General features: G+C 74.7%; 27 protein-coding genes. 13 read left to right on the top strand and 14 right to left on the bottom strand.

What is annotated here, in order from left to right; all coding sequences use genetic code 11:
- Positions 1-47 precede the first annotated feature (47 nt).
- Entirely contained in the window at positions 48-1,724 is a 1,677-nt protein-coding gene (locus FXF50_RS03990) for an ABC transporter substrate-binding protein (RefSeq protein ID WP_148425850.1), read from the bottom strand.
- A 120-nt stretch (positions 1,725-1,844) separates the two neighbouring features.
- Positions 1,845-2,846 (bottom strand): LacI family DNA-binding transcriptional regulator, encoded by a 1,002-nt coding sequence (locus FXF50_RS03985; protein WP_148425849.1) that lies wholly within the window; start codon positions 2,844-2,846, stop codon positions 1,845-1,847.
- A 238-nt stretch (positions 2,847-3,084) separates the two neighbouring features.
- On the opposite strand from FXF50_RS03985, the gene FXF50_RS03980 reads away from it, so the two are divergent.
- On the top strand, positions 3,085-3,591 hold the full coding sequence (locus FXF50_RS03980) for a hypothetical protein (RefSeq protein ID WP_148425848.1): 507 nt from the start codon (positions 3,085-3,087) through the stop codon (positions 3,589-3,591).
- Between the two features lie 29 nt (positions 3,592-3,620).
- On the opposite strand, the gene FXF50_RS03975 is transcribed toward FXF50_RS03980, so the two are convergent.
- On the bottom strand, positions 3,621-4,352 hold the full coding sequence (locus tag FXF50_RS03975) for an FkbM family methyltransferase (protein ID WP_187399553.1): 732 nt from the start codon (positions 4,350-4,352) through the stop codon (positions 3,621-3,623).
- 275 nt (positions 4,353-4,627) lie between these two features.
- Between FXF50_RS03975 and FXF50_RS03970 the strand changes: the two genes are divergently transcribed.
- Together FXF50_RS03970 and FXF50_RS03965 are read left to right on the top strand one after the other, a co-directional pair.
- Complete coding sequence (locus FXF50_RS03970) at positions 4,628-5,035, top strand: YciI family protein (RefSeq protein ID WP_148426262.1); 408 nt, start codon at positions 4,628-4,630, stop codon at positions 5,033-5,035.
- Positions 5,036-5,041: 6 nt separating this feature from the next.
- The gene (locus tag FXF50_RS03965) at positions 5,042-6,187 is read left to right on the top strand and encodes an RNA polymerase sigma factor (RefSeq protein WP_148425847.1); all 1,146 of its coding nucleotides are present in this window, start codon (positions 5,042-5,044) and stop codon (positions 6,185-6,187) included.
- A 13-nt stretch (positions 6,188-6,200) separates the two neighbouring features.
- Here FXF50_RS03965 and FXF50_RS03960 read toward each other — a convergent pair whose 3' ends face one another.
- Both FXF50_RS03960 and FXF50_RS03955 read right to left on the bottom strand, forming a co-directional pair.
- Positions 6,201-6,581 carry a YccF domain-containing protein gene (locus tag FXF50_RS03960; RefSeq protein ID WP_148425846.1) on the bottom strand — a complete coding sequence of 127 codons (381 nt, stop codon included), beginning with the start codon at positions 6,579-6,581 and terminating at the stop codon, positions 6,201-6,203.
- Between the two features lie 28 nt (positions 6,582-6,609).
- The gene (locus tag FXF50_RS03955; protein WP_148425845.1) at positions 6,610-7,815 is read right to left on the bottom strand and encodes a CdaR family transcriptional regulator; all 1,206 of its coding nucleotides are present in this window, start codon (positions 7,813-7,815) and stop codon (positions 6,610-6,612) included.
- A gap of 96 nt (positions 7,816-7,911) precedes the next feature.
- Between FXF50_RS03955 and FXF50_RS03950 the strand changes: the two genes are divergently transcribed.
- Positions 7,912-9,570, top strand: coding sequence for an FAD-binding dehydrogenase (locus FXF50_RS03950; RefSeq protein ID WP_148425844.1), 1,659 nt, complete (start codon positions 7,912-7,914; stop codon positions 9,568-9,570).
- Between the two features lie 68 nt (positions 9,571-9,638).
- Here FXF50_RS03950 and FXF50_RS30110 read toward each other — a convergent pair whose 3' ends face one another.
- The 5 genes from FXF50_RS30110 to ccsA are packed head-to-tail and all read right to left on the bottom strand — an operon-like array spanning position 9,639 to position 14,238.
- Positions 9,639-10,601, bottom strand: a complete 963-nt coding sequence (locus FXF50_RS30110) for a cytochrome c-type biogenesis protein CcmH (RefSeq protein ID WP_148425843.1) — start codon at positions 10,599-10,601, stop codon at positions 9,639-9,641.
- Complete coding sequence (locus FXF50_RS03940; RefSeq protein ID WP_148425842.1) at positions 10,598-11,158, bottom strand: redoxin domain-containing protein; 561 nt, start codon at positions 11,156-11,158, stop codon at positions 10,598-10,600. Before FXF50_RS03940 ends, FXF50_RS30110 begins: the two co-directional genes overlap by 4 nt.
- Positions 11,155-13,098 carry a heme lyase CcmF/NrfE family subunit gene (locus tag FXF50_RS03935; RefSeq protein ID WP_148425841.1) on the bottom strand — a complete coding sequence of 648 codons (1,944 nt, stop codon included), beginning with the start codon at positions 13,096-13,098 and terminating at the stop codon, positions 11,155-11,157. Before FXF50_RS03935 ends, FXF50_RS03940 begins: the two co-directional genes overlap by 4 nt.
- Complete coding sequence (locus tag FXF50_RS03930; protein WP_187399498.1) at positions 13,088-13,495, bottom strand: cytochrome c maturation protein CcmE; 408 nt, start codon at positions 13,493-13,495, stop codon at positions 13,088-13,090. Before FXF50_RS03930 ends, FXF50_RS03935 begins: the two co-directional genes overlap by 11 nt.
- Positions 13,496-13,497: 2 nt before the next feature.
- The gene (gene ccsA, locus FXF50_RS03925; protein WP_222865987.1) at positions 13,498-14,238 is read right to left on the bottom strand and encodes a cytochrome c biogenesis protein CcsA; all 741 of its coding nucleotides are present in this window, start codon (positions 14,236-14,238) and stop codon (positions 13,498-13,500) included.
- Positions 14,239-14,394: 156 nt separating this feature from the next.
- Between ccsA and coxB the strand changes: the two genes are divergently transcribed.
- From coxB to FXF50_RS03880, 9 genes are read left to right on the top strand one after another with little or no spacing between them, the layout of a single operon-like run.
- Entirely contained in the window at positions 14,395-15,423 is a 1,029-nt protein-coding gene (coxB, locus tag FXF50_RS03920; protein ID WP_148425839.1) for a cytochrome c oxidase subunit II, read from the top strand.
- A gap of 8 nt (positions 15,424-15,431) precedes the next feature.
- A complete protein-coding gene (gene ctaD / locus FXF50_RS03915) occupies positions 15,432-17,360 on the top strand; it encodes a cytochrome c oxidase subunit I (protein WP_148425838.1) in 1,929 nt (642 codons plus the stop codon).
- On the top strand, positions 17,357-17,986 hold the full coding sequence (locus FXF50_RS03910) for a cytochrome c oxidase subunit 3 (RefSeq protein ID WP_148425837.1): 630 nt from the start codon (positions 17,357-17,359) through the stop codon (positions 17,984-17,986). The genes ctaD and FXF50_RS03910 overlap by 4 nt, the downstream gene beginning before the upstream one ends.
- Positions 17,986-18,387, top strand: coding sequence for a hypothetical protein (locus FXF50_RS03905; RefSeq protein ID WP_148425836.1), 402 nt, complete (start codon positions 17,986-17,988; stop codon positions 18,385-18,387). The genes FXF50_RS03910 and FXF50_RS03905 overlap by 1 nt, the downstream gene beginning before the upstream one ends.
- Complete coding sequence (locus FXF50_RS03900) at positions 18,375-19,280, top strand: cytochrome c oxidase assembly protein (protein WP_148425835.1); 906 nt, start codon at positions 18,375-18,377, stop codon at positions 19,278-19,280. The genes FXF50_RS03905 and FXF50_RS03900 overlap by 13 nt, the downstream gene beginning before the upstream one ends.
- Positions 19,277-19,663 (top strand): cytochrome c family protein, encoded by a 387-nt coding sequence (locus tag FXF50_RS03895; protein ID WP_148425834.1) that lies wholly within the window; start codon positions 19,277-19,279, stop codon positions 19,661-19,663. Before FXF50_RS03900 ends, FXF50_RS03895 begins: the two co-directional genes overlap by 4 nt.
- A gap of 3 nt (positions 19,664-19,666) precedes the next feature.
- On the top strand, positions 19,667-20,452 hold the full coding sequence (locus FXF50_RS03890; RefSeq protein ID WP_148425833.1) for a c-type cytochrome: 786 nt from the start codon (positions 19,667-19,669) through the stop codon (positions 20,450-20,452).
- The gene (locus FXF50_RS03885) at positions 20,449-21,312 is read left to right on the top strand and encodes a ubiquinol-cytochrome c reductase iron-sulfur subunit (RefSeq protein ID WP_148425832.1); all 864 of its coding nucleotides are present in this window, start codon (positions 20,449-20,451) and stop codon (positions 21,310-21,312) included. The genes FXF50_RS03890 and FXF50_RS03885 overlap by 4 nt, the downstream gene beginning before the upstream one ends.
- Entirely contained in the window at positions 21,309-23,072 is a 1,764-nt protein-coding gene (locus tag FXF50_RS03880; protein ID WP_148425831.1) for a cytochrome bc complex cytochrome b subunit, read from the top strand. Before FXF50_RS03885 ends, FXF50_RS03880 begins: the two co-directional genes overlap by 4 nt.
- A gap of 118 nt (positions 23,073-23,190) precedes the next feature.
- Here FXF50_RS03880 and FXF50_RS03875 read toward each other — a convergent pair whose 3' ends face one another.
- The 4 genes from FXF50_RS03875 to FXF50_RS03860 all read right to left on the bottom strand — a co-directional run bounded on the left by FXF50_RS03875 (position 23,191) and on the right by FXF50_RS03860 (position 26,571).
- Complete coding sequence (locus FXF50_RS03875; RefSeq protein WP_148425830.1) at positions 23,191-23,409, bottom strand: hypothetical protein; 219 nt, start codon at positions 23,407-23,409, stop codon at positions 23,191-23,193.
- Positions 23,410-23,609: 200 nt separating this feature from the next.
- The gene (locus tag FXF50_RS03870; RefSeq protein ID WP_148425829.1) at positions 23,610-24,449 is read right to left on the bottom strand and encodes an ABC transporter ATP-binding protein; all 840 of its coding nucleotides are present in this window, start codon (positions 24,447-24,449) and stop codon (positions 23,610-23,612) included.
- A gap of 26 nt (positions 24,450-24,475) precedes the next feature.
- On the bottom strand, positions 24,476-25,501 hold the full coding sequence (locus FXF50_RS03865) for an iron chelate uptake ABC transporter family permease subunit (RefSeq protein WP_148425828.1): 1,026 nt from the start codon (positions 25,499-25,501) through the stop codon (positions 24,476-24,478).
- Entirely contained in the window at positions 25,498-26,571 is a 1,074-nt protein-coding gene (locus FXF50_RS03860) for an iron ABC transporter permease (RefSeq protein WP_148425827.1), read from the bottom strand. Before FXF50_RS03860 ends, FXF50_RS03865 begins: the two co-directional genes overlap by 4 nt.
- Between the last annotated feature and the right edge of the window lie 66 nt (positions 26,572-26,637).

Genomic DNA, 26,637 nt, shown 5'->3' with positions numbered 1-26,637 from the left:
CGCCTCCCCGGCCGGCCGGTGGCCGGCCGGGGAGGCGGTTGGCCAGGTCAGCCGTTGGCGGGCTTGAGGTGCAGGACCACGTCCAGCGCGTTGGGCTGGGTGGGCTGCATGGCGCCGTACGGGTTCGAGTCGTCCGGCCAGCCGGTCCAGTTCTTCGTGCTGTACGCGCCGCCGATGTTGTCCGCGCCGACCGGGATCATCGGCATCTGGTCGACGAAGATCTTCTGCAGCGTGTTCAACGCGGTGGTGCGCGCGGCGTCGTCGGTCGCGTTCGCGTAGGCGACCAGCGCGTCGGTCGCCGCCTTGTTGTTGAAGCGGCCGAAGTTGCCGGCGGGGGAGGCGGTGCCGATCGGCTTGAGCTGCCGACCGTCCATGATCGTCCGGTAGATGTCGTACGGCGTGGCGCCGCCCTCGGTCCACCGGAAGGTCGCCTCGAAGTTGCCCTGCTCGACGTTGCGGAACCAGGCGTCCTGGTTGGCCTTGTCGACCGTGGCCGCGATGCCGATCTTCGACAGGTTGTCCTTCACGATCTCCAGGCTGGTCTGGTAGTCGGACCACCCGGCCGGGTCGGTCAGCTTGACGGTGACGGGCTTGCCGGTCTTGTCCTTGAGGGTGTTGCCCTCCAGCTTGTAGCCGGCGCCGGTCAGCAGCGCCTTGGCGCCCTCGACGTCGACCTTGTGCTCCTGGCCCTTGAACTCCGGCGCGACGAACGAGTCACCGGCCGGGCTGGGCAGGCCGGTCACGCTCTTCACCTGCGGGTGGAAGTAGCCGGCCTCGGCCGTGGTGAAGATGTCGGCGCGGTCGATGACCATGTTCATGGCGCGGCGCAGCGCCGGGTCGTCGAAGGGCTTCTTCGTGGTGTTGAGGTAGAGGCCGTGGATGCCCAGGATCGCCGGCGCCCACACCTTGTGGTGCTCCTGGTCCTTGGCCACGAAGACGGCCTGGTAGTTGGGGATGAAGACGAAGCTCCACTCCGACTCGCCGTTGGCCAGGGCGGTGGTCTGCGCGCTGTTGTCCGTGTAGGAGGTGTAGCGCAGCTCCTTGACCTTCGGCGGGTCCTGCCAGTAGCCCTTGTCGCGCACCGACAGGGTCATGCTGGCCGGCGTGAAGGACTTCAGAGTGTACGGGCCGCTGCCGACCGGCTGCTTGACGGTGTCGGTCGTCGGGTCGCTGATCTTCTCCCAGATGTGCTTGGGCACGATCGGCACCCGCCACAGCACCTTCTGCTGGTTGACGAACTGCGGGCTCTCCATCTTGATGGTGACTTCGTTGCCGCTGGCCGTCGCGTCCGTGTAGGGCACGCCCTGGTCGTTCAGCGCCGGGTACTTCTTCACCAGGTTGTAGGTGAAGGCGACGTCCTCGGCGGTGACCTTCTGCCCGTCCGACCAGGTGGCGTTGTCCCGGATGGTGACCTTCACCGAGGTGTAGTCCGACGACCACTCGGCCTTGGTCGCCAGCCACGGCTTGAACGGGTCGGCCGGCTTCACCGGGTTCCACATCATCAGCGGCTCGAAGATCTGCCAGCGGTAGCCCAGCGAGGCCGCGGCGGACGTGGTGAGGAACGGGTTGTTGTTCTCGGCCTGCGGCCCGTTCGGCATGCCGATGTTCAGCACCGTCGCCGCCTGGCCGTTCTTCTTGTTGGCGTTCGGGCTGTCGCCGCACGCGGCGACGCCGGTGGCCATCGCGCCGGCCAGCGCGACGGCCAGGAGTTGCCTTCTTCTCATGGAGGTCTCCCTCGGTGCTCCCGCAATCCTGGAGCGGGATGTGGTGGATGGAGGGTGTGCGGTGTTACCACCGGTGGGCGGGCGCCCGCCGGTGCGGGTGGTGCTACAGCGGTGGCGAGGTCAGGTGGCGCCGGTCGACGCGCGGACGGTGAAGCTGGTGGGGATGACGGTCGGTGTGCCGGGCAGCGGCGTCCCGCCGAGGTGGGCGATGAGGGTCCGGGCGGCGACCGCCCCCATCTCCCGCAACGGCTGGCGCACAGAACTCAGCGGTGGATGGGTGTGCCCGGCCAGCGGCAGGTCGTCGAAGCCGACCACCGCCACGTCCTCCGGGACCCGCCGGCCGGCGTCCCGCAGTGCCTGGAGCGCCCCGGCGGCGGAGAGGTCGTTGTGGGCGAAGACGGCGTCGAACGGCACGCCCTCGGCGAGCAGGCGTTCCACCGCCGCCCGCCCGCACTCGAAGGTGAAGTCGCCCTCCACGACGAGGGCGGGGTCGATGGGCTGGCCGGCGTCGGCGTAGCCGTCCGCGAAGCCGGCGAGCCGTTCCCGGGTGCAGCCGAAGCGGCGCAGCCCGGTGACGACCAGCGGCCGTTTCCGACCGTGCGCCAGCAGGTGCGCCGCCGCGGCCCGGGCGCCGGACTCGTTGGTGGTGCGGACCGACGGGAAGCCCGGCTGGTGGCCGCGGTCGTCGATGAGGATGACCGGCAGGCCGCGCTCGTGCAGCTCGGTGATGTAGTCGAGGGTGCCCTCCGGCTCGACCACGAGCAGGCCGTCGAAGGACTTCGCGGAGACCTGGGAGGCGAACCGCCGCATCGACTCGTCGCCGTGGGTGCAGGTGAACAGCAGCATGCCGTACCCCTCGGCCTCGACCACGTCGGCCGCGCCCTGGAGCACCTCGCCCATCCAGGGCCAGGTCAGGGCGGGCACCAGCATGCCGACCACCCGGGTGCGTCCGCGGGCGAGCCCGACCGCGCGGGCGCTCGGCACGTAGCCGAGGGCGTTGATGACGGCGCGGACCCGGTCGGCGGTGCGGACGTGCACCTCGCCCTTGCCGTTGAGCACCCGGGAGACCGTCGTCTTGCTCACGCCGGCCCGGGTGGCGACGTCGGCGATGGTGATCGGCACGTGACGCTCCCGGGTCGAAGGGGTGAGGCGGGCGTTTCGGAACCGGTTGCGGAAGCGGTTCCGTCGCAGTCAACCGAAGTGGCGACGGTCACGTCAATAACAGGCAGGTAACGAAACATGGCTAAGTTCGAAACATGAAAAAAGTGCCTCTGGACAACGCGACCAATCGACGTTGTGAGCAGCGTCGATGCGAGGAAACCGGGTCGCCCCGGGGGCAGGCGGCACCTACCGTGGGCCGATGACCCAACCGCCGCCGGTGTGGCTGCTGGACGTGGACGGCGTGGTCAACGTGGCGCGCCCGGGGTGGGGCGGACCACCCCGCCGAAGCCTGGTGTGGGCCGACTCCGAGGCGGCCGGCTACCAGGTCCGCTGGGCGCCGCCGCTGACGGACCGGATCCGCGCCCTGCACCGCGCGGGCGTGGTGGAGGTGCGCTGGTGCACCACCTGGTGCCCGGACGCCGGAGAGTTGGAGCGGCTGTGGGGGCTCCCGCCGCTGGTGCGCTCGCTCGACGCCGACCCGATGCCGCGCGGGTCCGCGTGCTGGCCCCTGAAGCTGGCCGCCGCGCGGGCCGTGCTCGCCGCCGGACGGCGTCTGGTCTGGACCGACGACGAGGCGCTGCCCGCCGCCGGTCCGGATCGGGACGCGCTGACCGCCGAGGGGCGGGCCCTGCTGATCGCGCCCCGCCCTTCGCGCGGCCTCCAGCCGGCCGACCTGGACCGGATCGCCGCCTTCGCCGCCGGCTGACGTCCGCCCGGGGGATCGCGCCGGTGGGGTCAGGCCGGCCGGGTGCGGGCGTAGACGTCGCCCGAGTTGGCCTCGTGCGGCAGCCCCCGCAGGTACGCCGCCACCTCGCCCGCCGGCCGCCACCCGGGCAGGGCGAATGCCATCTCGTCGCCGAGCGCGACGGTGAAGTCGGTGAAGCCCAGCGCGGTGAGCCGGTCCAGGCAGCGCGCGGCCAGGTCCCGGGCGATGGTGGTGAACTCGAACGACAGTGCCGGCAGTGGCCGGCTCAGCCCGGCCAGCACGGCGTCCTCGAAGCCCTCCACGTCGATCTTCACGAAGGCCGGCACGCCGTGCGCCGCGATGAGGGTGTCGAGTGTCGTGCCGGCCACCTCGATCTCGGCGTCCCACACCTCGTGTGCCCAGCCGCCGGCTCCGTCCGCGGCGCGCAGGAAGCCGGTCGACGCCGTGGAGATCGTGGGGTTGGCCGAGTTCACGTGCAGGCGCACCGGCCCGGTGCGCGCCCCGCACGCCGCCTCCACCACGGTCACCCGGTCGTCGTCGGAGTAGAGGGCCCGCAGGGCCCGGGTGCAGAGCGGCTGGGGCTCGACGGCCACCACCCGGGCGCCCAGCCGCCGGAAGCTGCCGAGCCGGTCGCCCACGTGGGCGCCCAGGTCGAAGACCAGGTCGTCCGGGCGGACGAGGGGGGCGTAGAACGCGTCCATGGCCGCCTCGCGGGCCGGGTCGCCGTAGTACGCCTCCAGCGAGCGGAGCAGGCCCGACATGGTGGGATCCGCCTTGAGTGCCTCGATCACCCCGTTATGACCGCCCACCACTCCGACCGTAGCCGCGCCAACGCCTACGTGAGCCTCATTCGGATGACCCGCGGCCTCAACCCAGCCTCCTAGGACGCGCTAGCGGTTGTGCCTCAGGCCTCGGACGCGACCTCGCCGACAAGGTCTCCAGAAAATTTCGTGGTGGGATGTCGAGAACCCGGACCCGGCTCCGTCCCCGCAGTGAACACGGCCACGACGGGCCGTACCGCACCGAGGAGAACATCATGGCCAAGTACCTGCTGCTGAAGCACTACCGCGGCGCGCCGGCGGCGGTCAACGACGTGCCGATGGACCAGTGGACGCCGGAGGAGGTCACGGCGCACCTGCGGTACATGCAGGACTTCGCCGACCGGCTGGAGGGCACCGGCGAGTTCGTCGACGGCCAAGCGCTCTCCCCGGAGGGCACGTTCGTCCGCTACGACGGCGAGGGGCGGCCGCCGGTCACCGACGGCCCGTTCGCGGAGACCAAGGACCTGATCGCCGGCTGGATGGTGATCGACGTCGACACGTACGAGCGGGCGATCGAGCTGGCCGGCGAGTTGTCCGCGGCTCCGGGCGCGGGCGGGAAGCCGATCCACGAGTGGCTCGAGGTGCGCCCGTTCCTGACGGCGCACCCGACCGTCACGGAGTGACGCACGGTGGACGAGGCCCTGCTGCGGACCCTCACCCCCACTGTGATCGGTGTCCTCGTCCGCCGCGGAGCTGACTTCGCGGCGGCCGAGGACGCCGTGCAGGACGCCCTGGTCGAAGCCGTACGCGGGTGGCCGGGCGACCCGCCGCGGGATCCGAAGGGCTGGCTGGTCGCGGTGGCCTGGCGCAAGTTCCTCGACGCCGCCCGCGCGGACACCTCCCGGCGGCGGCGCGAGGTGCGCGCCGAGGTGGAGCCGACGCCCGGGCCGAGCGAGGAGGCGGACGACACGCTCCAGCTGTACTTCCTGTGCGCGCACCCGTCCCTCACACCGGCTTCGGCCGTCGCACTGACCCTGCGCGCGGTCGGCGGCCTGACCACACGCCAGATCGCGCAGGCCTACCTCGTGCCGGAGGCGACGATGGCCCAGCGGATCAGCAGGGCCAAGCGGACCGTCTCGGGCGTCCGGTTCACCGAGCCCGGTGACGTCACCACGGTGCTGCGCGTGCTCTACCTGGTGTTCAACGAGGGCTACTCCGGCGACGTGGACCTCGCCGCCGAGGCCATCCGGCTCACCCGCGAGCTGGCGGCCAGGACCGACCACGAGGAGGTCGTCGGCCTGCTCGCGCTCATGCTGCTCCACCACGCCCGGCGTGCGGCACGGACCGGCCCCGACGGCCGGCTCGTGCCGCTGGCCGAGCAGGACCGCGGCCGGTGGGACACCCGCCTGATCGCCGAGGGCGTCGACGTGCTCCAGAGGGCCCTGGCCCGCGACCGCCTGGGCGAGTTCCAGGCCCAGGCCGCCATCGCGGCGTTGCACGCCGACGCCCGGACGGTCGAGGAGACCGACTGGGTGCAGATCGTCGAGTGGTACGACGAGCTGGTGCGCCTCACCGACAGCCCGGTGGCCCGCCTCAACCGGGCCGTCGCGGTCGGCGAGGCCGACGGTCCGCGGGCGGGGCTGGCCGCCCTCGCGAGGCTCGACCCCGACCTGCCCCGGTACGCCGCCGTGGCGGCCTACCTGCGGGAGCGCGACGGTGACCTGGCGGCCGCGGCGCGCCTCTACGCGGACGCGGCCCGGTCGGCGCCCAGCCTCCCTGAACGCGACCACCTCACGCGGCAGGCCGCACGGCTCAACGCGCGGCTGCGCGGCTAGCGGCGAGGGGCGCTCACGGCGTCTCGACGACCTCCTGGCCGAGCGGCCAGAGCGCGGCGGGGACGAGCTTGAAGTTGGCCACCCCGAACGGGATGCCGATGATCGTCACGCAGAGCGCGGCGCCGGCGAGGATGTGGGACAGGGCGAGCCACCAGCCGGCCAGCAGCACCCACAGCACGTTGGCCAGGCCGGAGGCGACCCCGGCGCCGGGCTTCGGCACGACGGTGCGGCCGAACGGCCAGAGCGCGTACGAGGCGAGGCGGAGCGAGGCCACTCCGAACGGGATGGTGATCACCAGCGCGAAGCAGATCAGGGCGGCCACGCCGTAGCCCAGGGCCAGGACGAAGCCACCGCCGAAGACGAGCCACAACAGGTTCAGCAGAAAGCGAAGCACGCTCCCATGGTGGCCACCGCCCGCAAGGTCAGCCCGTCCAGCCGGCCCGGCTGCCGCCGAGCCGGTGGCGCAGGGCGAGGTGGAGCGCCAGCCGCCGGTCCGGATCGTCGAGGGCGGCGCCGAACAGCTCCCGCAGTTGGCGCATGCGGTAGCGGACGGTCTGCGGGTGGCTGTGCAGGTCCTCGGCCACGGCCACCACCTGCCCCTGCCGGCGCAGCCAGCCGTGCAGCGTCTCGGCGAGGGCCCGGCGGGCGGCCGGCCGCAGGCCGGCCAGCGGGGCGAGGGCGGCGTCGGTGAGGTGGTCGGCCAGTCCCGGTTCCCAGCGCAGCAGCAGGGTGAGGAGGTGGTCGTCCCCGGCCACCGGGTCGCCCGGCAGCACGCCCTCCCGGCGCAACGCCAGGGCGCGCCCGGAGATCCGGTACGACAGCCGGGCCCGGCCCAGCGCCACGCTCGGCCCGAGCGCCGCACGCCGCCCGGCGAGGGCCTGGCGGGCCCGGTCCAGCCGGCCCGGCGTGCCCGGGTCGGGCAGCACGATCCGTACCACGTCGTCGATGACCGTGGCGATCGCGCCGCCGCCGATGGTGCGGCCCAGGTGTTCGGCGTCGTCCCCGTCGACGCTGAGCACGGCGACCGTCCGGGGCAGCGGCCAGCGGGCCGCGTCGGCGGCGGCGCGCAGCGCGGCGTCGGCCGGCGGTTGTGGCTGGACGAGCAGCGTGATGAGCCGCCGCCGGGTGGTGGCCCAGTCCTGCGCGGCGTCGCGCTGCTCGTCCAGGTATCCCTCGGCGGCGGCGCCGGCGAGTGCGTCGACGTAGCCGAAGAGCGCGCCGGCGACCACGTACAGGTCGGTGGGGGCGGGGCCGGCGGCCGTGGTGTGCGCGACCAGGAACGCCCACATCTCCCGGCCGCCGAGGGTGAGCACGGCGCGCAGCGCGTCGACCCGGTGCCCCTCCCGGTACTCGGTGCGGCCCAGCTCGTGGAAGACCGCCCGGGTGGCGGTCAGGTCGCGGGCCGGCTCGGCGACCGCGTCGACGAAGGCGTCCACGGCGGTCCGGACGCCGAGGGCCAGCCCGCGTCCCTGCCCGCCGGTGAGTGAGCGGCCCTGCGCCCGCATGGCGGCGCGGACGGTCTCCAGGATCCGCTCGTGCAGCGGGGCGCGCAGGCCGCGCAACTGCTCGCCGACCGCCGGCGCGAGGTGGGCGAGGCCGGGCTCGATGTCGAACAGGGTGTCGGCCATCGTCGGCTCCTTTTGTCATCGCGGTGACAAACCCGGTGGCGGATCTCGCACGCCCCGACCAAGGATTTTGGCATCCGGCTACGTACGGTCGGTGCCGTGGATAGCGATGTGATCGTGGTCGGGGCGGGGCTGGCCGGGCTGGTGGCCGCCGCCGAGGCGGCCGACGCCGGCCGCCGGGTGCTGCTGCTGGACCAGGAGCCGGAGCAGAACCTCGGCGGGCAGGCGTGGTGGTCGTTCGGCGGCCTGTTCCTGGTCGACTCGCCGGAGCAGCGGCGGATGGGCATCCGGGACTCGGTGGACCTGGCCTGGCAGGACTGGGCCGGCAGCGCCGCCTTCGACCGTCCCGAGGACCACTGGCCGCGCCGGTGGGCGGAGGCGTACGTGCACTTCGCGGCCGGCGAGAAGCGGGCCTGGCTGCGCGGCATGGGCCACCGGGTCTTCCCGGTGGTGAGCTGGGCCGAGCGGGGTGGGGGAGCGGCGCACGGGCACGGCAACTCGGTGCCGCGCTTCCACGTCACCTGGGGCACCGGTCCCGGTGTGGTCGAGCCGTTCGCCCGGCGGGTCCGTGCCGCCGCCGAGCAGGGCCGGATCCGGCTGCTGTTCCGGCACCGGGTCGACGAGCTGGTCACCAGCGGTGGCGCCGTCACCGGAGTGCGGGGCGCGGTGCTGGCCCCCGACGACGCCCCGCGCGGCCGGCCCACCTCCCGGACCGTGGTCGGCGACTTCGCGTACGGGGCGCAGGCCGTGATCGTCACCTCGGGCGGGATCGGGGGCGACCACGACCTCGTCCGGCGCGCCTGGCCGGCGCGGCTCGGCGCCCCGCCGGCCCGGATGGTCACCGGGGTGCCCGCGTACGTCGACGGGCGCATGCTGGCCGTCACCGAGACGGCCGGTGGTCAGGTGATCAATCCGGACCGGATGTGGCACTACACCGAGGGGCTGCGCAACTGGGACCCGGTCTGGCCGGGTCATGGCATCCGGATCCTGCCCGGACCGTCGTCGCTCTGGCTCGACGCGACCGGCGAGCGGCTGCCCGCACCGCTCTTCCCCGGCTTCGACACCCTCGCCACGCTGCGCCACCTGCGGGCCACCGGCCACGACTACAGCTGGTTCGTGCTCACCCAGAAGATCCTGGAGAAGGAGTTCGCGCTGTCGGGCTCCGAGCAGAACCCGGACCTGACGAATCGCAGCGTGCGGCAGGTGCTCCAGCGGGTCCGCCCCGGCGCGCCGGGGCCGGTGGAGGCGTTCAAGCGGCACGGCGCGGACTTCGTCGTGGCGGACGGCCTGCCGGAGCTGGTCGACGGGATGAACAAGCTGGCCGCCGAGAGCGGCGGGCCGCAGCTCGACGCCCTGGCGGTGCGCCGGGTCGTCGAGGCGCGGGACCGGGAGATCGCCCACCCGTTCGGCAAGGACGCCCAGCTGCACGCCATCCGCGGGGCCCGCCGCTACCGGGGCGACCGGCTGATCCGGGTCGCCACCCCGCACCGGCTGCTGGACCCCGCCGCCGGCCCGCTGATCGCCGTGCAGCTGCACGTGCTGACCCGCAAGACCCTCGGCGGCCTGCACACCGACCTGTCCGGCCGGGTGCTGCGCGCCGACGGCGAGCCCCTCGCCGGGGTGTACGCCGCCGGCGAGGTCGCCGGCTTCGGCGGCGGCGGGATGCACGGCTACAACGCCCTGGAGGGCACCTTCCTGGGCGGCTGCCTCTTCTCCGGCCGCACTGCCGGCCGCGCCGCCGCGGCGGCCGTCGGGTAGCCCGCTGACCGGTCGGAACCCCTGAGTCGGTCGGTTCCCGCGGGGCGGCGGGCCCCGGCCGGCTCGGGTCAGCGCCGGCCGGGTTCCGGTCGCGTCGCGAGCAGCCGCCTGACCTCCGCGGCGGCCGGGTGCGCCGGTGCGACGGCCAGGAAACGCCGCAGCGTGTCGTCCGCCTCGACGGAGCGGCTGTTCCGCTGCGCCAGCCCCAGCACCAGCAGGCCGTCGGGGGAGTCCGGCTCGCGGGCGAGCACGTCCCGGGCGGTTCGTTGCGCGGCGGCGCCGTCGCCGGACCGGAGCAGCGCGAACGCGAGGCGCAGCCGGACGCCGTCGTCGGGCCGGTCCCGCAGCGCCTCCTGGTACATCTGCGCGGCGGCGTCGTACCGGTCCTGCGTCTCCAGGTCGTGAGCGAGCTGGAGGGCGACCGCGACCGGGTCGGCCGGTGCCGGCCGGGCGGCCGGGTCGAGCCGGTCGGCGACGATCGCGACGGACGCCACGAGCGCCACCACGCCCACGGAGGCCGCCCGCCACGCCCGCCGCGCGCCCCGGGCGTCCGGTGCGCCGGGTGCGGCGACACCGGTCCGAGCGGAACCGGTCCGAGCGGAACCGGTCCGAGCGGAACCGGTCCGAGCGGAACCGGTCCGAGCGACAACGGGCCGGAGCGTCCGCAGGGCCGCGTAACCGCCGGCCAGCAACGCCAGCACGGGTACGACCCAGAGCAGCAGCCGGACCCCGCGGGCCGGTGGATCGGTCAGCACGTCGGCGCCGTACCGCTGGACGAACCACCGCCGGATCTCGGCGCGGTCCCGCCCCTGGGCGAGCTGGTCCGCCACCACCTGCCGCATCGCCGCCGCGATCGGTGACCGGGAGTCCGCCACCGACTCGCCCTGACAGGCCGGGCAACGCAGCCCGGCGGACACCGCCCGCACCGGGTCCTGCCGGCCGGGGTCCCCCGCCGACCGTGCCAGCGCCGCGCCGGCCGACGCGGCGAGCGTGACGAGCACGAGCGCCACCAGGGCGCGGCGCCACCTCATCCGGCCAGCAACGGCGCGATCCGCTGCTCCAGCCACTGGCGGGTCACCACCCCCTGCCGCCGGTCGACGAGCCGGCCGTCCCGGTCGACCACGAAGGTCTCCGGCACGCCCCGCACGCCCCACTCGACCGCCCGCGTGCCGTCGGGATCCGGCACCACGGTCAACCCGGTCGCGCCGGTCTCGTCGAGCAGCGCCCGGACCGCGTCGGCGCCGTCACGGATGTTCAGCCCGACCAGCCGGACGCCGCGCGGGGACCAGCTTCGCTCGGCGTCCACCAGCACCGGCAGCTCGTCCCGGCACGGGCCGCACCAGGAGGCGAACACGTTGACCACCACCACCTGGCCCCGGGCGTCGGAGAGCGCGAAGCGGCCACCGTCCAGGGTGGCGCCGGCCAGGGGCGGGGCGGGTCGGCCGGCCACCGCCGTGGCCGCGCCGGGACCCGGCGTGGCGGGGGCGCGCAGGCCGACCGCGATCAGGGCGCCGACGGCGACGGTGAGCGTGAGGACCGTCGCCGGCCCGAGGCGCAGCCATCCGGGGCGCCACGGCGACCGCCTCACGGCGCGGCTCCCGGTCCGACGGCCACCGGGGCGGGCCGCGGCCGGCCGGTGCGAGCGGCCGTCCGGATACGCGGGCGGGCGGTGGCGGCGGCCGCCAGCAAGCCGCTGGCGGCGGTCAGGGCGCCGCCGGCCCAGATCAGGCCGACGAGCGGGTTCACCGCGAGGCGTACGGTGGCGGTGCCGCTGTCCTCGGCGACGGCGAGCAGCGTGACGTAGGTGTCGCGCAGCGGCCCGGTGCCGATCGCGGGCACGGTGACGGCGGTGTCCCGGGCGGCCTGGTAGCGCAGCGCCGGCGTGATCGTCCGCGCGGGGCGGCCCGACGCGGTGAGCGCCAGCCGGGCCCGCACCGCCATGCTCCCGCTGCCGCCGGTCCGGTCCACCCCGACCAGCCGGACCGCGACGTCGCTGACCCGCAGGGTCTCGCCGACCCGCAGCGTCCGTTCGGCGTCGCGGCCGTACGCCGACGAGCCGGCGACTCCCACCGCGATCAGGGCGAGACCGGCGTGCGCGACGAGCCCGGCGAGCCGGGCGGGCCGGCGGTGCGGGCCGGGCCGGCGCAGCCGGTGCGCCAGGTCGCCGGCCAGTCCGGTGAGGACGAACCCGGCCGCGCCGAACGCGGTGAGCGCGGCCGGGCCGGGCCGGCTCAGCAGACCGACGAGGGCCACGGTGCCCAGGCCGGCGGCGGCCGGGACGACGAGCCGCGACAGCGCCGCCGACCGGTCGCGGACCCGCAGGGCCGGCGTCACGCCCATCACCAGCAGCACCACGATCGCCAGGGGCACCGCGGTGCGCTGGTAGTAGGCGGGGCCGACCGAGGAGGCCGAACCGCTCAGCGCGGTGGTGAGCAGCGGCAGGATCGTGCCGATCAGCACCACGGCGGCGATGGTCACCAGGAGCACGCCGTGGACGAGCACCAGGGTGGCCCGGGACAGCGCCGGGGGGCCCCCGGCGCGGGCCGGCTCGGGGGCCCGGCGGCCGGTCAGGACCGCCGACACCACCACCGCCAGCAGCACGAAGCCGAGCAGTATCGGGCCCAGCGGCGAGTCGGTGAAGGCGTGCACGCTGGCCACCGCACCGGAGCGGGTGAGGAAGGTGCCGAGCAGCACCAGCAGGAAGCTCGCGCAGGCCAGCGCGCCGTGCCAGGCGACCCGCCCGCGGACCAGGGTGGTGTGCAGGAACGCGGTGGCGGTCAGCCAGGGCAGCAGGGAGGCGTTCTCCACCGGGTCCCACGCCCAGTAGCCGCCCCAGCCCAGCACCGCGTACGACCACCAGGCGCCCATCCCGATGCCGCCGGTCAGCGCCGCCCAGGCGACGAGCGCCCAGGGGCGCGCCAGCCGCACCCAGCGCGCTCCGTCACGGCCCGCCAGTGGCGCCGCCAGCGCGAACGCGAAGGGTACGACCAGACCGAGGTAGCCGGCGTAGAGCAGCGGCGGGTGCACGCCCATGGCCGGGTGCTGCTGGAGGAGGGGATTCGGTCCGGGGCCGTCGGCCGGCACCGGGCTCACCGCGCGGAACGGGTTCGCGGCGAAGGTGGACAGCGCGAAGAAGAACATCATGACCACGCTGACGACCACCATCGCGTACGCGTGCAGCCGCGGCGGGTACGCGCGCCGGGACAGCAGCGCGGCGTAGCCGCCGAGGACCAGCAACCACAGCAGCAGCGAACCGTCCAGGGCCGACCAGAGGCTGGTCAGGGTGTAGTAGAGCCCGACGTCCCGGCCGCCGTTCTCGGCCACGAACCGGACGCTGAAGTCGTGCCGCAGCAGCGCCGTCTCCAGCAGGGCGCAGGCCAGGACGGCGGCGGCCAGGGTGGCGGCGGTGCCGCGCCGGGCGGTGCGAACGGCCGCGCCGAACAGGGCCACCCGCAGCCAGAGCAGGGCGGTGAGGGTCGCGCAGGAGAGCCCCACGGCGAGGCCGGCGGTGCCGAGGTCACCCAGCATCGAACGGAACCGTGGGGGAGGGCGACGGGCCGTACTCGTTGCCGTGCCGGACCACCACGTGGTCCGAGCGGAACACGCCGTCGGACGACAGTGTGCCCTCGACGACCGCCCCGGTTCCCTCGCGGAAGGTCTCCGGGGGTGCGCCGCGCTGCTCGACGGTGATCTCGTGTCCCGCCTCGGCGAGGCGGAACACGACGAGCTCGCCGTCGTGGCGCAGCGAGCCGGGCACCACGTCGCCGCCGAGGCGGACCCGGTGGCCGGCGAGGCCCGGATCGCCGAGCAGCTCGCCGGGCGTCCGGTAGTAGGTGACGGTGTCGCGGAGCGCGCTGGTGACCAGCAGGGCGCCGGCGGCGAGCAGCACCGCGACGAGGGCAACCCGGCCCGCCCGGCGACGCATCATCAGACTCCGGCCGGCGTGCGCTCGGTGGCGGGGGAGGGCTCGGGGGCCAGGCCGCGCTCCAGGTGGACGACCCGGTGCACCAGGAGGCAGAACGCGGCGAGGGTCGCGGCGGCCACGGCGAGGAGCAACGCGGTGGCCATCCGGGGGTCGATGGGCGGCCGGTGCGGGGCCAGCACCGTCGCCTGCTGATGCAGCGAGCGCCACCAGACCACCGAGAAGTGCACCACGGGCACGAGGAGGAAGCCGGCGACGCCGGCGACCGCGGCGGGCCGGGCCACCCGGTGGTCGCCGCCGTCGCGCACTTCCCGACGCTCGGCCAGCGTCCGGCGCAGGGCGAGGTAGCCGGCGTAGGCGAGCAGCAGGAGGGCGGTGCTGACCAGCCGGGGATCCCAGGCCCACCAGGCGCCCCAGACCAGGTGCCCCCAGAGGGACCCGGTGCCGATGGCGGCGGCGGTGAGCACCACGCCGATCTCGGCCGCCGCCCGGGCGAACCGGTCCCAGCGCAGGTCACCGCCGATGAGGTACGCCCCGCTGGCCGCGAGCACGACCGCGAACGCGGCGTACGCCACCCAGGCGGCCGGGACGTGCAGGTACATCAGGCGTTGCGCGTCGCCCTGGAGGTCGTCGCGGGGCGCGAGCCAGCCGCCGGCCGCGGCGGCAGCGGTGGCGAGCCCGCCGGCGGCCCAGGCCGTCGTCCGGCGCGCCGCGGCCGCTCTGGCGGTGTCCGTGAGGAGGTCCACGGTGGAGGCTTGCATCATCTCCCTGTCCGCGTCCCTGAGGCGCTTGACCGAGAAGGTGGGGACTGGAGACCCACCATAAGGCGACCGTCTCACCCATACGCCGCTATTCGGGGTAAAAGGTATGAACGGCGGCAACCGGCATTAAGGTCCTAGCCGGTGGAGACGACAGGGCAGACCATCTCACGCCCGGCGCGGCGACAGCGCCGGCCGTGGTCGGTGCTGCCGCTGCTGTACGGCCCCCTGCTGCTCGCCGGCTGCTCCGGCGGCAGCCCGTCGGCCCTGAATCCCGCGGGGACCGGGGCGGCGCGGGTCAGTGGCCTCTGGTGGCTGTTGTTCTGGATCTCCGTGGCGGTGTTCGCCGAGGTCATGGCACTGCTCGCCTGGGCGCTCGTGTTCCGGCGGGGCACCGCCCGGGTGCGTCACGGCCAACCGTTGCGCTTCGTGACGATCGCCGGGGCCGGGCTGCCGTTCGTCATCCTCGTGGCGGTCTACGGCGTCGGCCTGCGGGACCTCGCCGCGCTCGGCGCCGGTCCCGGCCGGGACGCGCTCACCGTGGAGGTCACCGGCCACAAGTGGTGGTGGGAGGTGCGCTACGCGGGCGCCTCCGGCGCCACCGCCAACGAGATCCACATCCCGGTGGGGGAGCGGGTCCGGGTCCGCCTGCGGACCGACGACGTGCTGCACAGCTTCTGGGTGCCGCAGCTGATGCCGAAGACGGACCTGATCGCCGGCGAGACCCGCGAGACCTGGCTGCAGGCCCGGCGCGACGGCAGCTACCGCGGCCAGTGCGCCGAGTACTGCGGCACCCAGCACGCCCACATGGCGTTCCTCGTGGTGGCGCAACCCCGCGCCGACTTCGCCGCCTGGCTGGCCCGGCTGGACGCTCCCGCCCGGGCGCCGCGGACCGAGGCCGAACGGCGCGGTCAGCAGACCTTCGCGCAGGGGACCTGCACGGCCTGCCACACGGTCCGGGGCACCGCCGCCCAGGGGCGGGTGGGGCCCGACCTGTCGACCGTCGGCTCGCGGTGGAGCATCGGCGCCGGCGCGGTGCCCAACGACGCCGGACACCTCGGCGGCTGGATCGCCAACTCGCAGACGGTCAAGCCGGGCAACGCCATGCCCCCGCAGCCGGTCGACGCCGACCGGCTGCCCGACCTCATCACCTACCTGCGGTCGCTGGAGTAGGGGCCACCATGTCCACGACCACCAGCACACCGCCCGGCGTCGGCCGGGACGACCTGGCCCGCCTGGCCGAGCACTGGGCCGAGCCCCGCTCGCTGCGCGCCTGGTTCACCACCGTCGACCACAAGAAGATCGGCCGGCGCTACCTGGTCACCGCCGCGTTCTTCTTCGTCCTCGCCGGGCTCAGCGCCCTGGTGATGCGCACCCAGCTCGCCCGGCCCGAGTCCGGCGTGGTGCCGCCCGAGGAGTACAACCAGCTCTTCACCATGCACGGAACGGCGATGATCTTCCTCTTCGCCACCCCGATGCTCTTCGGCTTCGGCAACTTCCTCGTGCCGTTGATGATCGGTTCCCGGGACATGGCGTTCCCCCGGTTGAACGCCTTCGGCTACTGGGTGTTCCTCTTCGCCGGCCTGTTCATGTGGGCCAGCCTGCCGTTCGGGGCGGCCCCCAACAACGGCTGGTTCGCGTACGCGCCGCTGAACCAGGTGCAGCACAACCCGGGTCCGCACATGGACGTCTACGCCCTCGGGCTGCTGTTCCTCGGAATCTCCACCACCTCGGGCGCCATCAACTTCATCGTCACCGCGCTCAAGCTGCGGGCGCCGGGGATGTCGCTCAACCGGGTGCCGCTGTTCGTGTGGGCGATCGTGGCCACCGCGTTCATGGTGGTCTTCGCCCTGCCGGCGCTGAACGCGGACAACGCGATGCTCTTCTTCGACCGCCGGTTCGGCACCCACTTCTTCGACCCGTCCGGCGGCGGGAACGTGCTGCTCTGGCAGCACCTGTTCTGGATCTTCGGGCACCCCGACGTCTACATCATCGTGTTGCCCGCGCTGGGCATCGTCTCCGCGGTGCTGCCCGCGTTCACCCGCCGGGGCGTGGTCGCCTATTCGCTGATCGTGCTCTCCATCGTGGCGATCGCGATCATCTCCTTCGGGGTCTGGGTGCACCACATGTTCGCCACCGGGCTGCCGCAGCTGTCGTACAGCTTCTTCAGCGCGGCCAGCACCGTCATCACCATCCCGTCCGGGATCCAGATCTTCGCCTGGCTCGCCACCATGCTGCTCGGCCGGCTGGTGCCGCGGGTGCCGCTGCTCTTCGTGGTCGGGTTCGTCGTGACCTTCGTGCTCGGCGGCGTCACCGGCGCGATGTTCGCGGTGACCGCGTTCGACCAGCAGGTCACCGACTCCTACTTCGTGGTGGCGCACTTCCACTACGTGCTGATCGGCGGGGCGGTCTTCCCGATGCTCGCCGGCATCTACTACTGGCTACCCAAGATCACCGGCCGGATGTACCACGAGGGGCTCGGGCGGTGGGCGTTCGGGCTGGTCTTCACCGGCATGCACGTCACCTTCTTCCCCATGCATCTCACCGGCCTGTTCGGCATGCCCCGGCGCGTCTACACCTACCGCAGCGAGCCGGGTTGGGACGGGTGGAACCTGGTCAGCACCGTCGGGTCGTACCTGCTGGCGCTCGGGCTGCTGCTGGTGCTCGTCGGCGTCGTGCACGCGCTGCGGCGGGGCCGGCCGGCGCCGGCGGACCCGTGGGAGGGCGACAGCCTGGAATGGTCGGCGGCCTCACCGCCCGAGCCGTACAACTTCCCGGTCATTCCCCGCGTGCACAGCCTCCACCCCACCTGGGACGCGCGGACCACCGAGTCGACCACCACCGGCGCGACCGCCGACCGCGTCCTCAGCGACGGCCGGCGAACCCTGTTCACCAGCGAGCTGGACGCCCGCACCGAGCGCGCGGTGGCGATGCCCGAGCCGTCGTTCAAGCCACTCGTCCTCGCCGGCGCGCTGCTGGTCTTCTTCACCGCGATGCTGCTGGCCGCGTACCCGGTCGCGGCCGTCGCCGTCCTGGTGGTGGCGGCGACGATCGCGGCCTGGCTCTGGCCGCCGCGTCGTCCCGATGAGGAACTCGGGGTGGCGTCATGACCGACCGGGGTGGGGTCGTGGTCGCGGCCACCGGCGTCGCGGCGCTGACCACGGAGGAGCCGGTCGGCCGGCCGACCGGCTGGTGGGGCATGGTGCTGTTCGTCGCCACCGAGGCCACCCTCTTCGCCTGCCTGCTCGGCAGCTACTTCTACCTCCGCTTCCAGTTCGGTCCGCAGTGGCCGCCGGGCGGCGTCGACAAGCCGAAGCTGCTCCTCCCGCTGCTGATGACCGCGGTCCTGGTGCCCAGCAGCCTGCCGGTGGTCTGGGCCGAGCGCGGCATCCGGCGCGGCCGGCGCGGGCGGCTGCGGGCCGGGCTGGCCGCCACCCTGGTGCTCGGGCTGACCTTCCTGGCCCTGCTGGCCGTCGAGTACGCCGAGGACCTCAGGCACTTCACCATGACCACCGACGTCTACGGCTCGCTGTTCTACCTGATCACCGGCTTCCACGGGCTGCACGTGCTGGTCGGGCTGACGATGATCGGGTGGCTGCTCGCCGCCTCCCTGCGCGGCGGCAGCTTCGGGTCCCACCGCCACGAACGCGTCCGCAACGCCGCGATCTACTGGCACTTCGTCGACACGGTGTGGGTCGCCATCCTGTTCACCATCTACCTCTCCCCGCGGCTGTGATGACCACCGGACCCGGCCCGCACACCCGCCTGGCCGGCGGGCTGCTGCTCTGGTACGGCGTGCTCGGCGGGGCCGTCGCCTGGGCCGCGCACCTGCTCGTGGCCTGGCCGCTGGACGAGTTGACCTGCGCCGCGGGCCGCGAGCGCGTCTCCGCCGTGCCGCTCTGGCTGGCGGTGTGGCTCGCGGTGGTGATCCCGGGCCTGGTCACCGTGGGCTCGCTGCTGGTGGCCACGCTGGCGTGGCGGCGTACCGCCCGGGCGTCGTCGGCCGACGCTGAGGACCGGGCCGTCGACCGCTCCCGGATGCTCGCCGTGGTCGGCGTCTGGGCGAACCTGCTGTTCCTGACGATCATCGTGCTCGGCGGGGTCGCCGTGCTGGTGTTCCCGCCATGTCAGGGCTGACCGCCTACCGGGCCCACGGGTCCGGCGCGGGCGACGTGGCCGACGGGCTGCTGACGATGCTGGCCGTGGCCGTGGTCTGCCTGCTCGCGGCCGGCTACGGCCGGGGTGTGCAGGAACTGTGGGCGCGGCGCGGCCGCGGCCGCGTTCTAGAGGGCTGGCGGGTGACGGCGTTCGGCGCCGGGCTGGTGGTCGTGCTGGCGGCCGACCAGGGGCCCGTGCACCGGCTGGCGGAGTCCTCCTACGCCGGACACATGGCCCAGCACATGCTGCTCCTGCTGGTGGCGGGCCCGCTGCTCGCGGCAGGTGCGGCGGGACTGCCGCTCACCCTGGCCACGCCCCACCCGCTGCGCCGGCTGCTGGCCCGCGTCCGCGCCGCGGCGCCCGTGCGTCGGCTCCGCCGCCCCGCCCAGTACGCCCTGCTGGCCGCGGCGGCGCAGACCCTGGCCCTGTGGCTGTGGCACCTGCCAGGCCCGTACGTCGCCGCGGTGGACCGCCCGGTCCTGCACGCCGCCGAGCACCTGAGCCTGGTGGCGGCGGCCTGGCTGCTCTGGGCGCCGGTGCTCGGTCCGGCCCGCCACCGCACGCCCGCGCCGGTGTCGCTGCTGCTGCTGGTCGGCACCATGCTGCCCGCCTCCGCGCTCGGCGCGGTCCTCACCTTCGCCCCCGAGCCGGTCTACCCCGCGCGTGTCCTCGGCCCCGACCCGCTCGCCGACCAGCAGCTCGCCGGACTGCTGATGTGGGCGCCGATGGACCTGGTGGTCCTGGTGGCGGCGTTGGCGGTCTTCCTCGGCTGGCTGCTGCGCCTGGAGCGGGAGCGGCCCGGCCGCCTGGCCACGGCCCGGCCCGGCGTGCCGCCGACGAAGGGTCCCGCGACCGAAGGGATGGTGCGATGAGCCGTCGTCTCTGGCTGCCGGCAGCGGTGCTGGCGGCGCTGCCGGTCGTCGCCGTGACCGGCTGCGCGTCGACGTCGCCACCACCGCCGCCCGAGTCCCGCGCCGGGCGGCCGGACCGGGGGGCGAAGCTGATCGCCCAGTACGGCTGCGGCTCCTGCCACACCGTTCCCGGCGTCGACCGGGCCGGTGGGCTGGTCGGCCCGCCGTTGACCCGCTTCGGCGCCCGGTCGTACATCGCCGGTGAGCTGCCCAACAACGCGGACAACCTGCGACGGTGGATCACCGACCCGCAGGCCGTCGAGCCGGGCACCGCCATGCCGAACCTCGGCGTCAGCGCGATCGACGCGCAGGACATCGCCGCGTACCTCTACACGTTGGACTGACCGATGCGGCTGCCACGAGCGGTGACGCTGCCCGCCCTGTACCCGCGCCGGGCCCTCGTGGTCGGGTCCGTGCTGGCGCTCGCCGTGGGCCCGGTGGCCCTCGCGCCCGCGCCCGACCCCACGCCGGCCCCGGCCACCGCCACCCCGGCCGGAGACCGCGGCACCCAGGTCTACCTGGAACGGTGCGCGAGCTGCCACGGTGTGCGTGGGCAGGGGTCGCAGCAGGGCCCCTCCCTGGTCGGCGTCGGGCCCGCCTCGGTGGACTTCCAGCTCTCCACCGGCCGGATGCCGGTGTCGCGCGAGGTTTCCCAGGCGCGGCGCCGCGAGCCCGTCTTCTCCGCCGGCGACATCTCCGCGCTGGTCGACCACGTCGCCAGCTTCGGCGGCGGCGGCCCGCGCATTCCCCGGGTCGCCCTCGGCGACGTGGTCTCCGGCCGGGAGGTCTTCGCCGCCAACTGCGCTCCCTGCCACGGGGCTGCCGGTTCGGGGGCCGTGCTCACGAACGGCTGGAGCGCCCCACCGCTGTACGAGGCCTCGCCCACCCAGATCGCCGAGGCGGTCCGGGTCGGGCCCGGGCTGATGCCGGCCTTCCCCGGCCAGGTGCTCACCGATCGGCAGGTCGACGACCTGACCAGCTACGTGCGGCGGCTGCGCACCGAGCGGCTGGACCCGGGCGGCAACCCGCTCGGCCGGCTCGGCCCGCTGGCCGAGGGGCTGCTCGCCTGGCTGGCGGTGCTGGTTCTCCTGGTGGCCGGCGTGCGCTGGCTGGGCCGGAGGGCAGCGGAGTGAGGCGTCCGCCCCCGTCGCCGGTCGAGGAGTCCGCGAGTCGCCGGATCGTCGGCGCGTTCCTGGTGAGCGCCGCCGGGGCGGTCGGCTTCGCGGTGACGTACGGGCTGGGCGGCGACACCCGGTGGGAGGGGGTGTGCCTGGCGGTCGCCTTCGCCGGCCTGGCGGTGGGGCTCGCGGTCTGGGCCCGGCGGCTGGTCCCGGTCGGCGGGTACGTCGAGGAGCACGAGGGCTTCCCCTCGCCCCCGGCCGAGCAGGCCATGACCGCGGCGGAGTTCGCCGCGCCGGACAGCCCGACGCGCCGGTACGGCCTCCTCGCGGCGCTCGGGTTCGCGCTGACCGCCCTCGGCGTCGCCGCCCTGTTCCCGCTGCGCTCCCTGCTCCCCTGGGACCGGGGGCACCCGTCCCGGGCCCGCAAGGACACCCCGTGGGCGCCCGGCGTTCGGCTGGTCGACGACACGGGACGACCCCTGCGGCCGGACGACGTGCCCGCCGAGACGATGGTGGCGGTCTTCCCGGAGGGGGACCGCGACGCTGGCGACGCACCCGCCTTCGCGGTCCGCCTCGACCCGGGGCGCTTCTCCCGCCCGCCCGCCGGCGGCCACCTGGGCGGCCTGGTCGTCTGGTCGATGCTCTGCACCCACGCCGGCTGCCCGGTGCGGCTCTACCTCAAGGGCACGGGCCGGGTGCTCTGCCCCTGCCACCAGTCGTCGTTCGACCTGCTGGCCGGGGCCCGGGCGGTCGCCGGTCCCGCGGCGCGGCCGCTGCCGGGACTGCCGATCGAGGTCGGCCCGGACGGCTTCCTCCGGGCCACCGGCGACTTCACCGCACCGCCCGGCGCCGGCTTCTGGAGCCGGCCATGATCATGAACCGGCTGGCCCGCGCGCTGGACGACCGGCTCCGGCTCTCCCCGATCACCCGCCGGGCGCTGGCGAAGGTCTTCCCCGACCACTGGTCGTTCATGCTCGGTGAGCTGGCGCTCTACTCGTTCGTGGCGCTGATCCTCACCGGCGTCTACCTCACCTTCTTCTTCGACGCCAGCTCCGCCGACCGCGTCTACCAGGGGTCGTACGCCCCACTGGACGGCAGCACCACCTCTGCCGCGTACGCCTCTGTGGTGCGGCTGAGCTGGGACGTGCGGGCCGGTCTGCTGATCCGGCAGACCCACCACTGGGCCTCGCTGGTGTTCGTCGCCGCGATCGTTCTCCATCTGGCCCGGATCTTCTTCACCGGGGCGTTCCGGAAGCCACGCGAACTCAACTGGCTGATCGGCGTCACGATGCTGACCCTCGCCCTGGCCAACGGCTTCACCGGCTACTCCATGCCCGACGACCTCCTCTCCGGACTGGGCCTGCGGATCATCACCTCGGTGGTGGAGTCGATTCCCCTGGTCGGAACCTGGCTGGCCGCCCTGGCCCTGGGTGGCGAGTTCCCGTCCGACGAGATGATCCCGCGGATGTTCGTCACCCACGTGCTGCTCGTGCCGGCCGTTCTCGTCGCCCTCATCTCCCTGCACCTCGGCATCCTGGTGCGGCAGAAGCACACCCAGTTCCCGGGTCCGGGCCGGACGGAGCACAACGTGGTCGGGTCCCGGCTGTGGCCGAGCTACACCCTGCGCTCGCTGGCCCTCTTCGCCTGGGTCCTGGCGGTGCTGTTCGCCCTCGGCGGCCTGGCCCAGATCAACCCGGTGTGGCTCTACGGACCGTTCGAGCCGGCCCAGTCCACCTCGCCGGCGCAGCCGGACTGGTACGTCGCCTGGGGCGACGGCGCGCTGCGCCTGTTCCCGCCATGGGAGTTCCGCATCGGCGGCTACCTGGTGCCCGCGCCGTTCTTCCCCGGCGTCGTGCTGGGCGGGCTGGCCTTCCTGGCCCTCTACCTCTGGCCGTTCGCCGAGCGGCTGCGCACGCGCGACCACCGTCAGCACCACCTGCTCGACCGGCCCCGGGACCACCCCGTGCGGATCGGTGTCGGCGTGGCCGCCCTGACCTTCTTCGCGGTGCTCGTGGTGGCCGCCGGCGACGACGTCCTCGCCCGGCTGCTCGGGGTGCCGGTCTACGACCTGCTGTACCTCTTCCGGGTCCTGGTGCTCGCCCTGCCGATCCTGACCGGCGCGGTCGCGTTCCTGGCCGCGCGGGCGCTGCGCCGCGGCGACGCGTCCTCGCTCGGGGACCTCACCCGGGCCGACCTGCGACGTGCCGGACGTTCCTCCCGCCGGACCGCCGTGCGCGACGACGAACCCGAGACCCCCGCGCCGGACCGGCCGGGGGAGCGGATCGAGCTGTGGCCGGAGGGGGAGGTGTGGCGGTGGCGCTACCGCGACGAGGCCCGGCGGCTGGTGCTGACCGCCAACCGGGTCGCCGTGTCGGAGGAGGAGGCGGTCGAGGCCGCCCGGCTGGCGTACCCGGGCGTGGACCGGGTCGTGGTGCCGGGGCCGCCCCCACCGCCTCCCCCCGGGCCGGTCCGGGCCGCCCTGCGCCGGTGGGCACGGGCGGCGGCCGCCGGTTCGTTGCTCGTCGCGGCGCTGGTCGAACGCAGGCGCGACCGCCGCCGACAGCGGGAGGGCGACGAAGCGGAATCGCTGGAGAAGGCGGACGCGGCGCCGCGCGGTGGCGAGCCGACGTGAGGCTGGGCTGAAGCCCGCACCGTGCGGCGGGCCGGTCCGCACCGAACCGGCGGTCCACAGGGTCGAAACGCCGGCGCCCCGCCCGAGACGGGCGGGGCAGCGGGCGTTGGCTGGTCGGTCAGGTCTGGTTGCCGGGGACGTTCTTGTAGTCCTTCGGGCTCATCCCCTTCGGGCGGGGGTCCTTCTGCCGTTGGCCGCCGCCCTGGTGGGCGTTGGCCGACCCACCGAGTTTCTGGATCATCTCGCCCTTGTTCATCTGGTCGACGTTGCGCAATCTGGCGCGTTCCGCCTGCTTGCGCAGCTCACCGGTCTTCATCTGAGCGGGATCGCGGGCCATCGTTCCTCCTTCGGTCAGCGGACGAACTGGGAACCCGGTCGGCGTCCGCCGGGCCGCGGGCCGGTCGTGCCGGTGACGGCGTCGCCGCACCGTTTGGCCGCTGTCGTCCGTCTCGCCCCGTTGCGGTTCACGGTCCCGGCTCGCTTACCCGGCGACGGGCCGAACCAACGTTGGGGGCGCCGGTCCGTGCGGGTCCTCGATCAGCACCGGCCAGCGACGGTGGGGGCCGGCTCTCCGTCGGTACCGGATCGGCGGACCGCCGGGAGGACCAGCGGCGTGCCGGTCTCCGGGTCCTCGATGATTCGGCAGGGCAGGCCGAACACCTCCTCGACCAGCTCGGTGGTGACGATCCGGCGCGGGTCCCCGGCGGCGACCACCCGCCCGTCGCGCATGGCGACCAGGTGGGTGGCGTAGCGGGCGGCCTGGTGCAGGTCGTGCAGCACCGCGACCAGCGTGCGGCCCTGTTCCTCGTGCAGCCGGGCGCAGAGGTCCAGCACCTCGACCTGGTGCGCGATGTCCAGGTAGGTGGTCGGCTCGTCGAGCAGCAGCAGCGGCGTCTGCTGGGCCAGCGCCATGGCGATCCAGACGCGCTGCCGCTGCCCGCCGGAGAGTTCGTCGACCGGCCGGTCGGCCAGCTCGGCGACACCGGTGTCCGCCATGGCCCGGTCCACCACCCGCTCGTCCTCGCGGGACCACTGCCGCAGCAGGCCCTGATGCGGGTAGCGGCCCCGCGACACCAGCTCGGACACGGTGAGCCCGTCGGGGGCCACCGCCGACTGGGGCAGCAGCCCGAGGGTACGGGCGACCTGCCGTGCCGGCCGGCGGTGGATGTCGGCGCCGTCGAGCAGCACCGTGCCCCGGGCCGGGCGCAGCAGCCGGGCCAGGGCGCGCAGCAGCGTCGACTTGCCGCACGCGTTCGGCCCGATGATCACGGTGAAGGAGCCGTCGGGGACGGCCACCGTGAGGTCCTCGGCGACGGTGCGCCGGTCGTAGCCGAGGGTCAGCGCCTCGCCGACCAGGCGGGGGGTGTCGGGCCGCATCGGGGTTCCCTTCTCGTCGGGGCCGGTCATCGCCGGCCCCCGCGTTCGCCGGCGAGCAGCCAGGCCAGGTAGCCGCCGCCGAGCACGCCGGTGACCACGCCGACGGGCAGTTGCCGGCCGGCGACCGCGTGCTGGGCGAGCTGGTCGGCGGCGAGCAGCAGGGCCGCGCCCACGACCGCCGAGGGCAGCAGGTTCGGGCCGGGCGCACGGGTGAGCCGGCGGGCCAGGTGCGGGGCGGTCAGCGCCAGGAACGACACCGGCCCGGCGGCCGCCGCGGCGACGGAGACCAGCAGCACGGCCGCGCCGAGCGCGACCACCCGGACCCGGCGCACCGGTACGCCGAGCCCGGCCGCCGAGTCGTCGCCCATCTCCAGCAGCCGCAGCGCGGGGGCGCGGGCGAGCAGCACGGCGGGCAGCAGCACCGCCAGCGCGCCGAGCACCGGCAACGCGTTCGCCCAGCCCCGCCCGTCCAGGCTGCCGGTGAGCCAGAGCGCGGCGCGGGCGGCGTCCATGAGCGGGGCGCGGGTGAGCAGCCAGCCGTTGACGCCGGTGAGGATCGCGGTGACCCCGATGCCGACCAGCACCAGTCGGTGCCCGCCCACGCCGTGGCGGCCGGCCAGGGCGTACAGGAGCAGGCCGGTGGCCAGGCCGCCGGCGGCGGCCGCACCGGCCAGCGCCGCGCTGCCACCGCCGAGCACCACCACGACCAGCGCGCCGGTGGCCGCGCCGGAGGTGACCCCGAGGACGTCCGGGCTGCCCAGCGGATTGCGGGTGAGCGACTGGAACACCGCGCCGGCCAGGCCGAGGGCGGCGCCGACCGCCAGGGCCGTGACGAGGCGGGGCAGCCGCAGCTCGGTGACGATGAACCGCTCGGCGGGACTGCCGCCGCCCGCGAGAACACGCAGCACGTCGGCCGGGGCGATCGGGTAGTCGCCGGCGCCGACGGCCAGCACAGCCAGGGCGAAGGCCAGCAGCGCCCCGGCCAGGCCGACGGCGAGGGCGCGGGGCCGCAGGCGCAGCGACAGCCCGCCGGGAAGGCGCAGGACGATCACGGCCGACCCACCCGTCCGCGCCGGACCACGTGCAGGAACAGCGGCCCGCCGAGCACGGCGGTGACCAGTCCCACCTGGAGTTCGCCGGGGCGGCCCAGCACCCGGCCGGCCACGTCGGCGGTGAGCAGGAGCACCGGCGCGAACACCGCGCACCAGGGCAGCAGGCGGCGTGGGTCCGGCCCGGTGAGGGCGCGGACCAGGTGCGGGGCGAGCAGCCCCACGAAGACGATCGGCCCGCAGGCGGCGGTGGCCGCCCCGCACAGCAGCGTGACGGCGACGACCACCGCGCCCCGGACCAGGGCGGGCCGGGCGCCGAGCGCGCGGGCGGAGTCGTCGCCGAGGGCCAGGGCGGCCAGCGGACGGGTCACCAGCAGGGCGACCAGCAGTCCGGTGAGGACGAACGGCAGCAGGCGGGGCAGGGTGTCGGTGCGCGCGCCTGCGAGGGAGCCGACGGTCCAGAACCGCAGCCGTTCCAGCGAGGTGCTGTCGACCAGCATGACCGCGCTGACGTAGGAGAACAGGGCCGCGTTGAGCGCCGCCCCGGCCAGGGCGAGCCGGGCGGGGGTGGCCTGCCGGCCGCCGGCGATGGTGTGCACGGCGACGGTGACGGCGGCGGCGCCGAGCAGCGCGTACCACACCTGGTGGTCGAGGTCGGCGACGCCGAGCAGCACGGTGGCGGTGGCCACCGCGGCCGACGCGCCCGCGTTGATGCCGAGCAGGCCGGGGTCGGCGAGCGGGTTGCGGGTCAACGTCTGCATGGCCGCCCCGGCGACACCGAGCGCCGCGCCGGCGGCGAGGCCGAGCAGCGTGCGGGGCAGCCGCCCCTGGTGCACGACGGCGTACTCGGGGGAGTCCGGGTCGGTGAGGCCGTGCCACACCTCGGCGGGGGAGAGCGGCTTCGCGCCGAGGACGAGGCTGAGCACGGCCACCGCGGCGAGCAGCAGCACGCCGAGGGCGAGCCCGCCGGCCCGGAGTCGGCGGCGCCGGCCGGTCGCCGGGGCGGCGACGGCGCCGCTTCGGGGGGTGATGACGGACAGCGTGGACTCCGGGGGCGGGAAGGACCTTGACAGCGACTTAGGTTAGGTTAGCCTAACCTTGCTGTCCATGGTCCTTCGCAGACCCGTACCGAAAGACTT

This window comes from Micromonospora sp. AP08, assembly GCF_008085935.1.
GTDB lineage: Bacteria > Actinomycetota > Actinomycetes > Mycobacteriales > Micromonosporaceae > Micromonospora > Micromonospora chersina.
The sequence above is the reverse complement of the archived record's forward strand: the minus strand, read 5'-3'. Positions and strand labels throughout refer to the sequence as shown.

Bases quoted from the DNA above. Each gene is read 5' to 3' on its own strand.
- FXF50_RS03980 (WP_148425848.1), top strand. From the start codon at position 3,085: ATGACCCAACCGCCGCCGGTGTGGCTGCTGGACGTGGACGGCGTGGTC.
- FXF50_RS30110 (WP_148425843.1), bottom strand. From the start codon at position 10,601: ATGAGGTGGCGCCGCGCCCTGGTGGCGCTCGTGCTCGTCACGCTCGCC.
- FXF50_RS03905 (WP_148425836.1), top strand. From the start codon at position 17,986: ATGACCACCGGACCCGGCCCGCACACCCGCCTGGCCGGCGGGCTGCTG.
- FXF50_RS03975 (WP_187399553.1), bottom strand. From the start codon at position 4,352: ATGTCGGGCCTGCTCCGCTCGCTGGAGGCGTACTACGGCGACCCGGCC.
- FXF50_RS03970 (WP_148426262.1), top strand. From the start codon at position 4,628: ATGGCCAAGTACCTGCTGCTGAAGCACTACCGCGGCGCGCCGGCGGCG.
- FXF50_RS03875 (WP_148425830.1), bottom strand. From the start codon at position 23,409: ATGGCCCGCGATCCCGCTCAGATGAAGACCGGTGAGCTGCGCAAGCAG.
- FXF50_RS03880 (WP_148425831.1), top strand. From the start codon at position 21,309: ATGATCATGAACCGGCTGGCCCGCGCGCTGGACGACCGGCTCCGGCTC.
- FXF50_RS03935 (WP_148425841.1), bottom strand. From the start codon at position 13,098: ATGCTGGGTGACCTCGGCACCGCCGGCCTCGCCGTGGGGCTCTCCTGC.
- FXF50_RS03900 (WP_148425835.1), top strand. From the start codon at position 18,375: ATGTCAGGGCTGACCGCCTACCGGGCCCACGGGTCCGGCGCGGGCGAC.
- FXF50_RS03990 (WP_148425850.1), bottom strand. From the start codon at position 1,724: ATGAGAAGAAGGCAACTCCTGGCCGTCGCGCTGGCCGGCGCGATGGCC.
- FXF50_RS03895 (WP_148425834.1), top strand. From the start codon at position 19,277: ATGAGCCGTCGTCTCTGGCTGCCGGCAGCGGTGCTGGCGGCGCTGCCG.
- FXF50_RS03930 (WP_187399498.1), bottom strand. From the start codon at position 13,495: ATGCGTCGCCGGGCGGGCCGGGTTGCCCTCGTCGCGGTGCTGCTCGCC.
- FXF50_RS03890 (WP_148425833.1), top strand. From the start codon at position 19,667: ATGCGGCTGCCACGAGCGGTGACGCTGCCCGCCCTGTACCCGCGCCGG.
- FXF50_RS03910 (WP_148425837.1), top strand. From the start codon at position 17,357: ATGACCGACCGGGGTGGGGTCGTGGTCGCGGCCACCGGCGTCGCGGCG.
- FXF50_RS03955 (WP_148425845.1), bottom strand. From the start codon at position 7,815: ATGGCCGACACCCTGTTCGACATCGAGCCCGGCCTCGCCCACCTCGCG.
- ctaD (WP_148425838.1), top strand. From the start codon at position 15,432: ATGTCCACGACCACCAGCACACCGCCCGGCGTCGGCCGGGACGACCTG.
- FXF50_RS03870 (WP_148425829.1), bottom strand. From the start codon at position 24,449: ATGCGGCCCGACACCCCCCGCCTGGTCGGCGAGGCGCTGACCCTCGGC.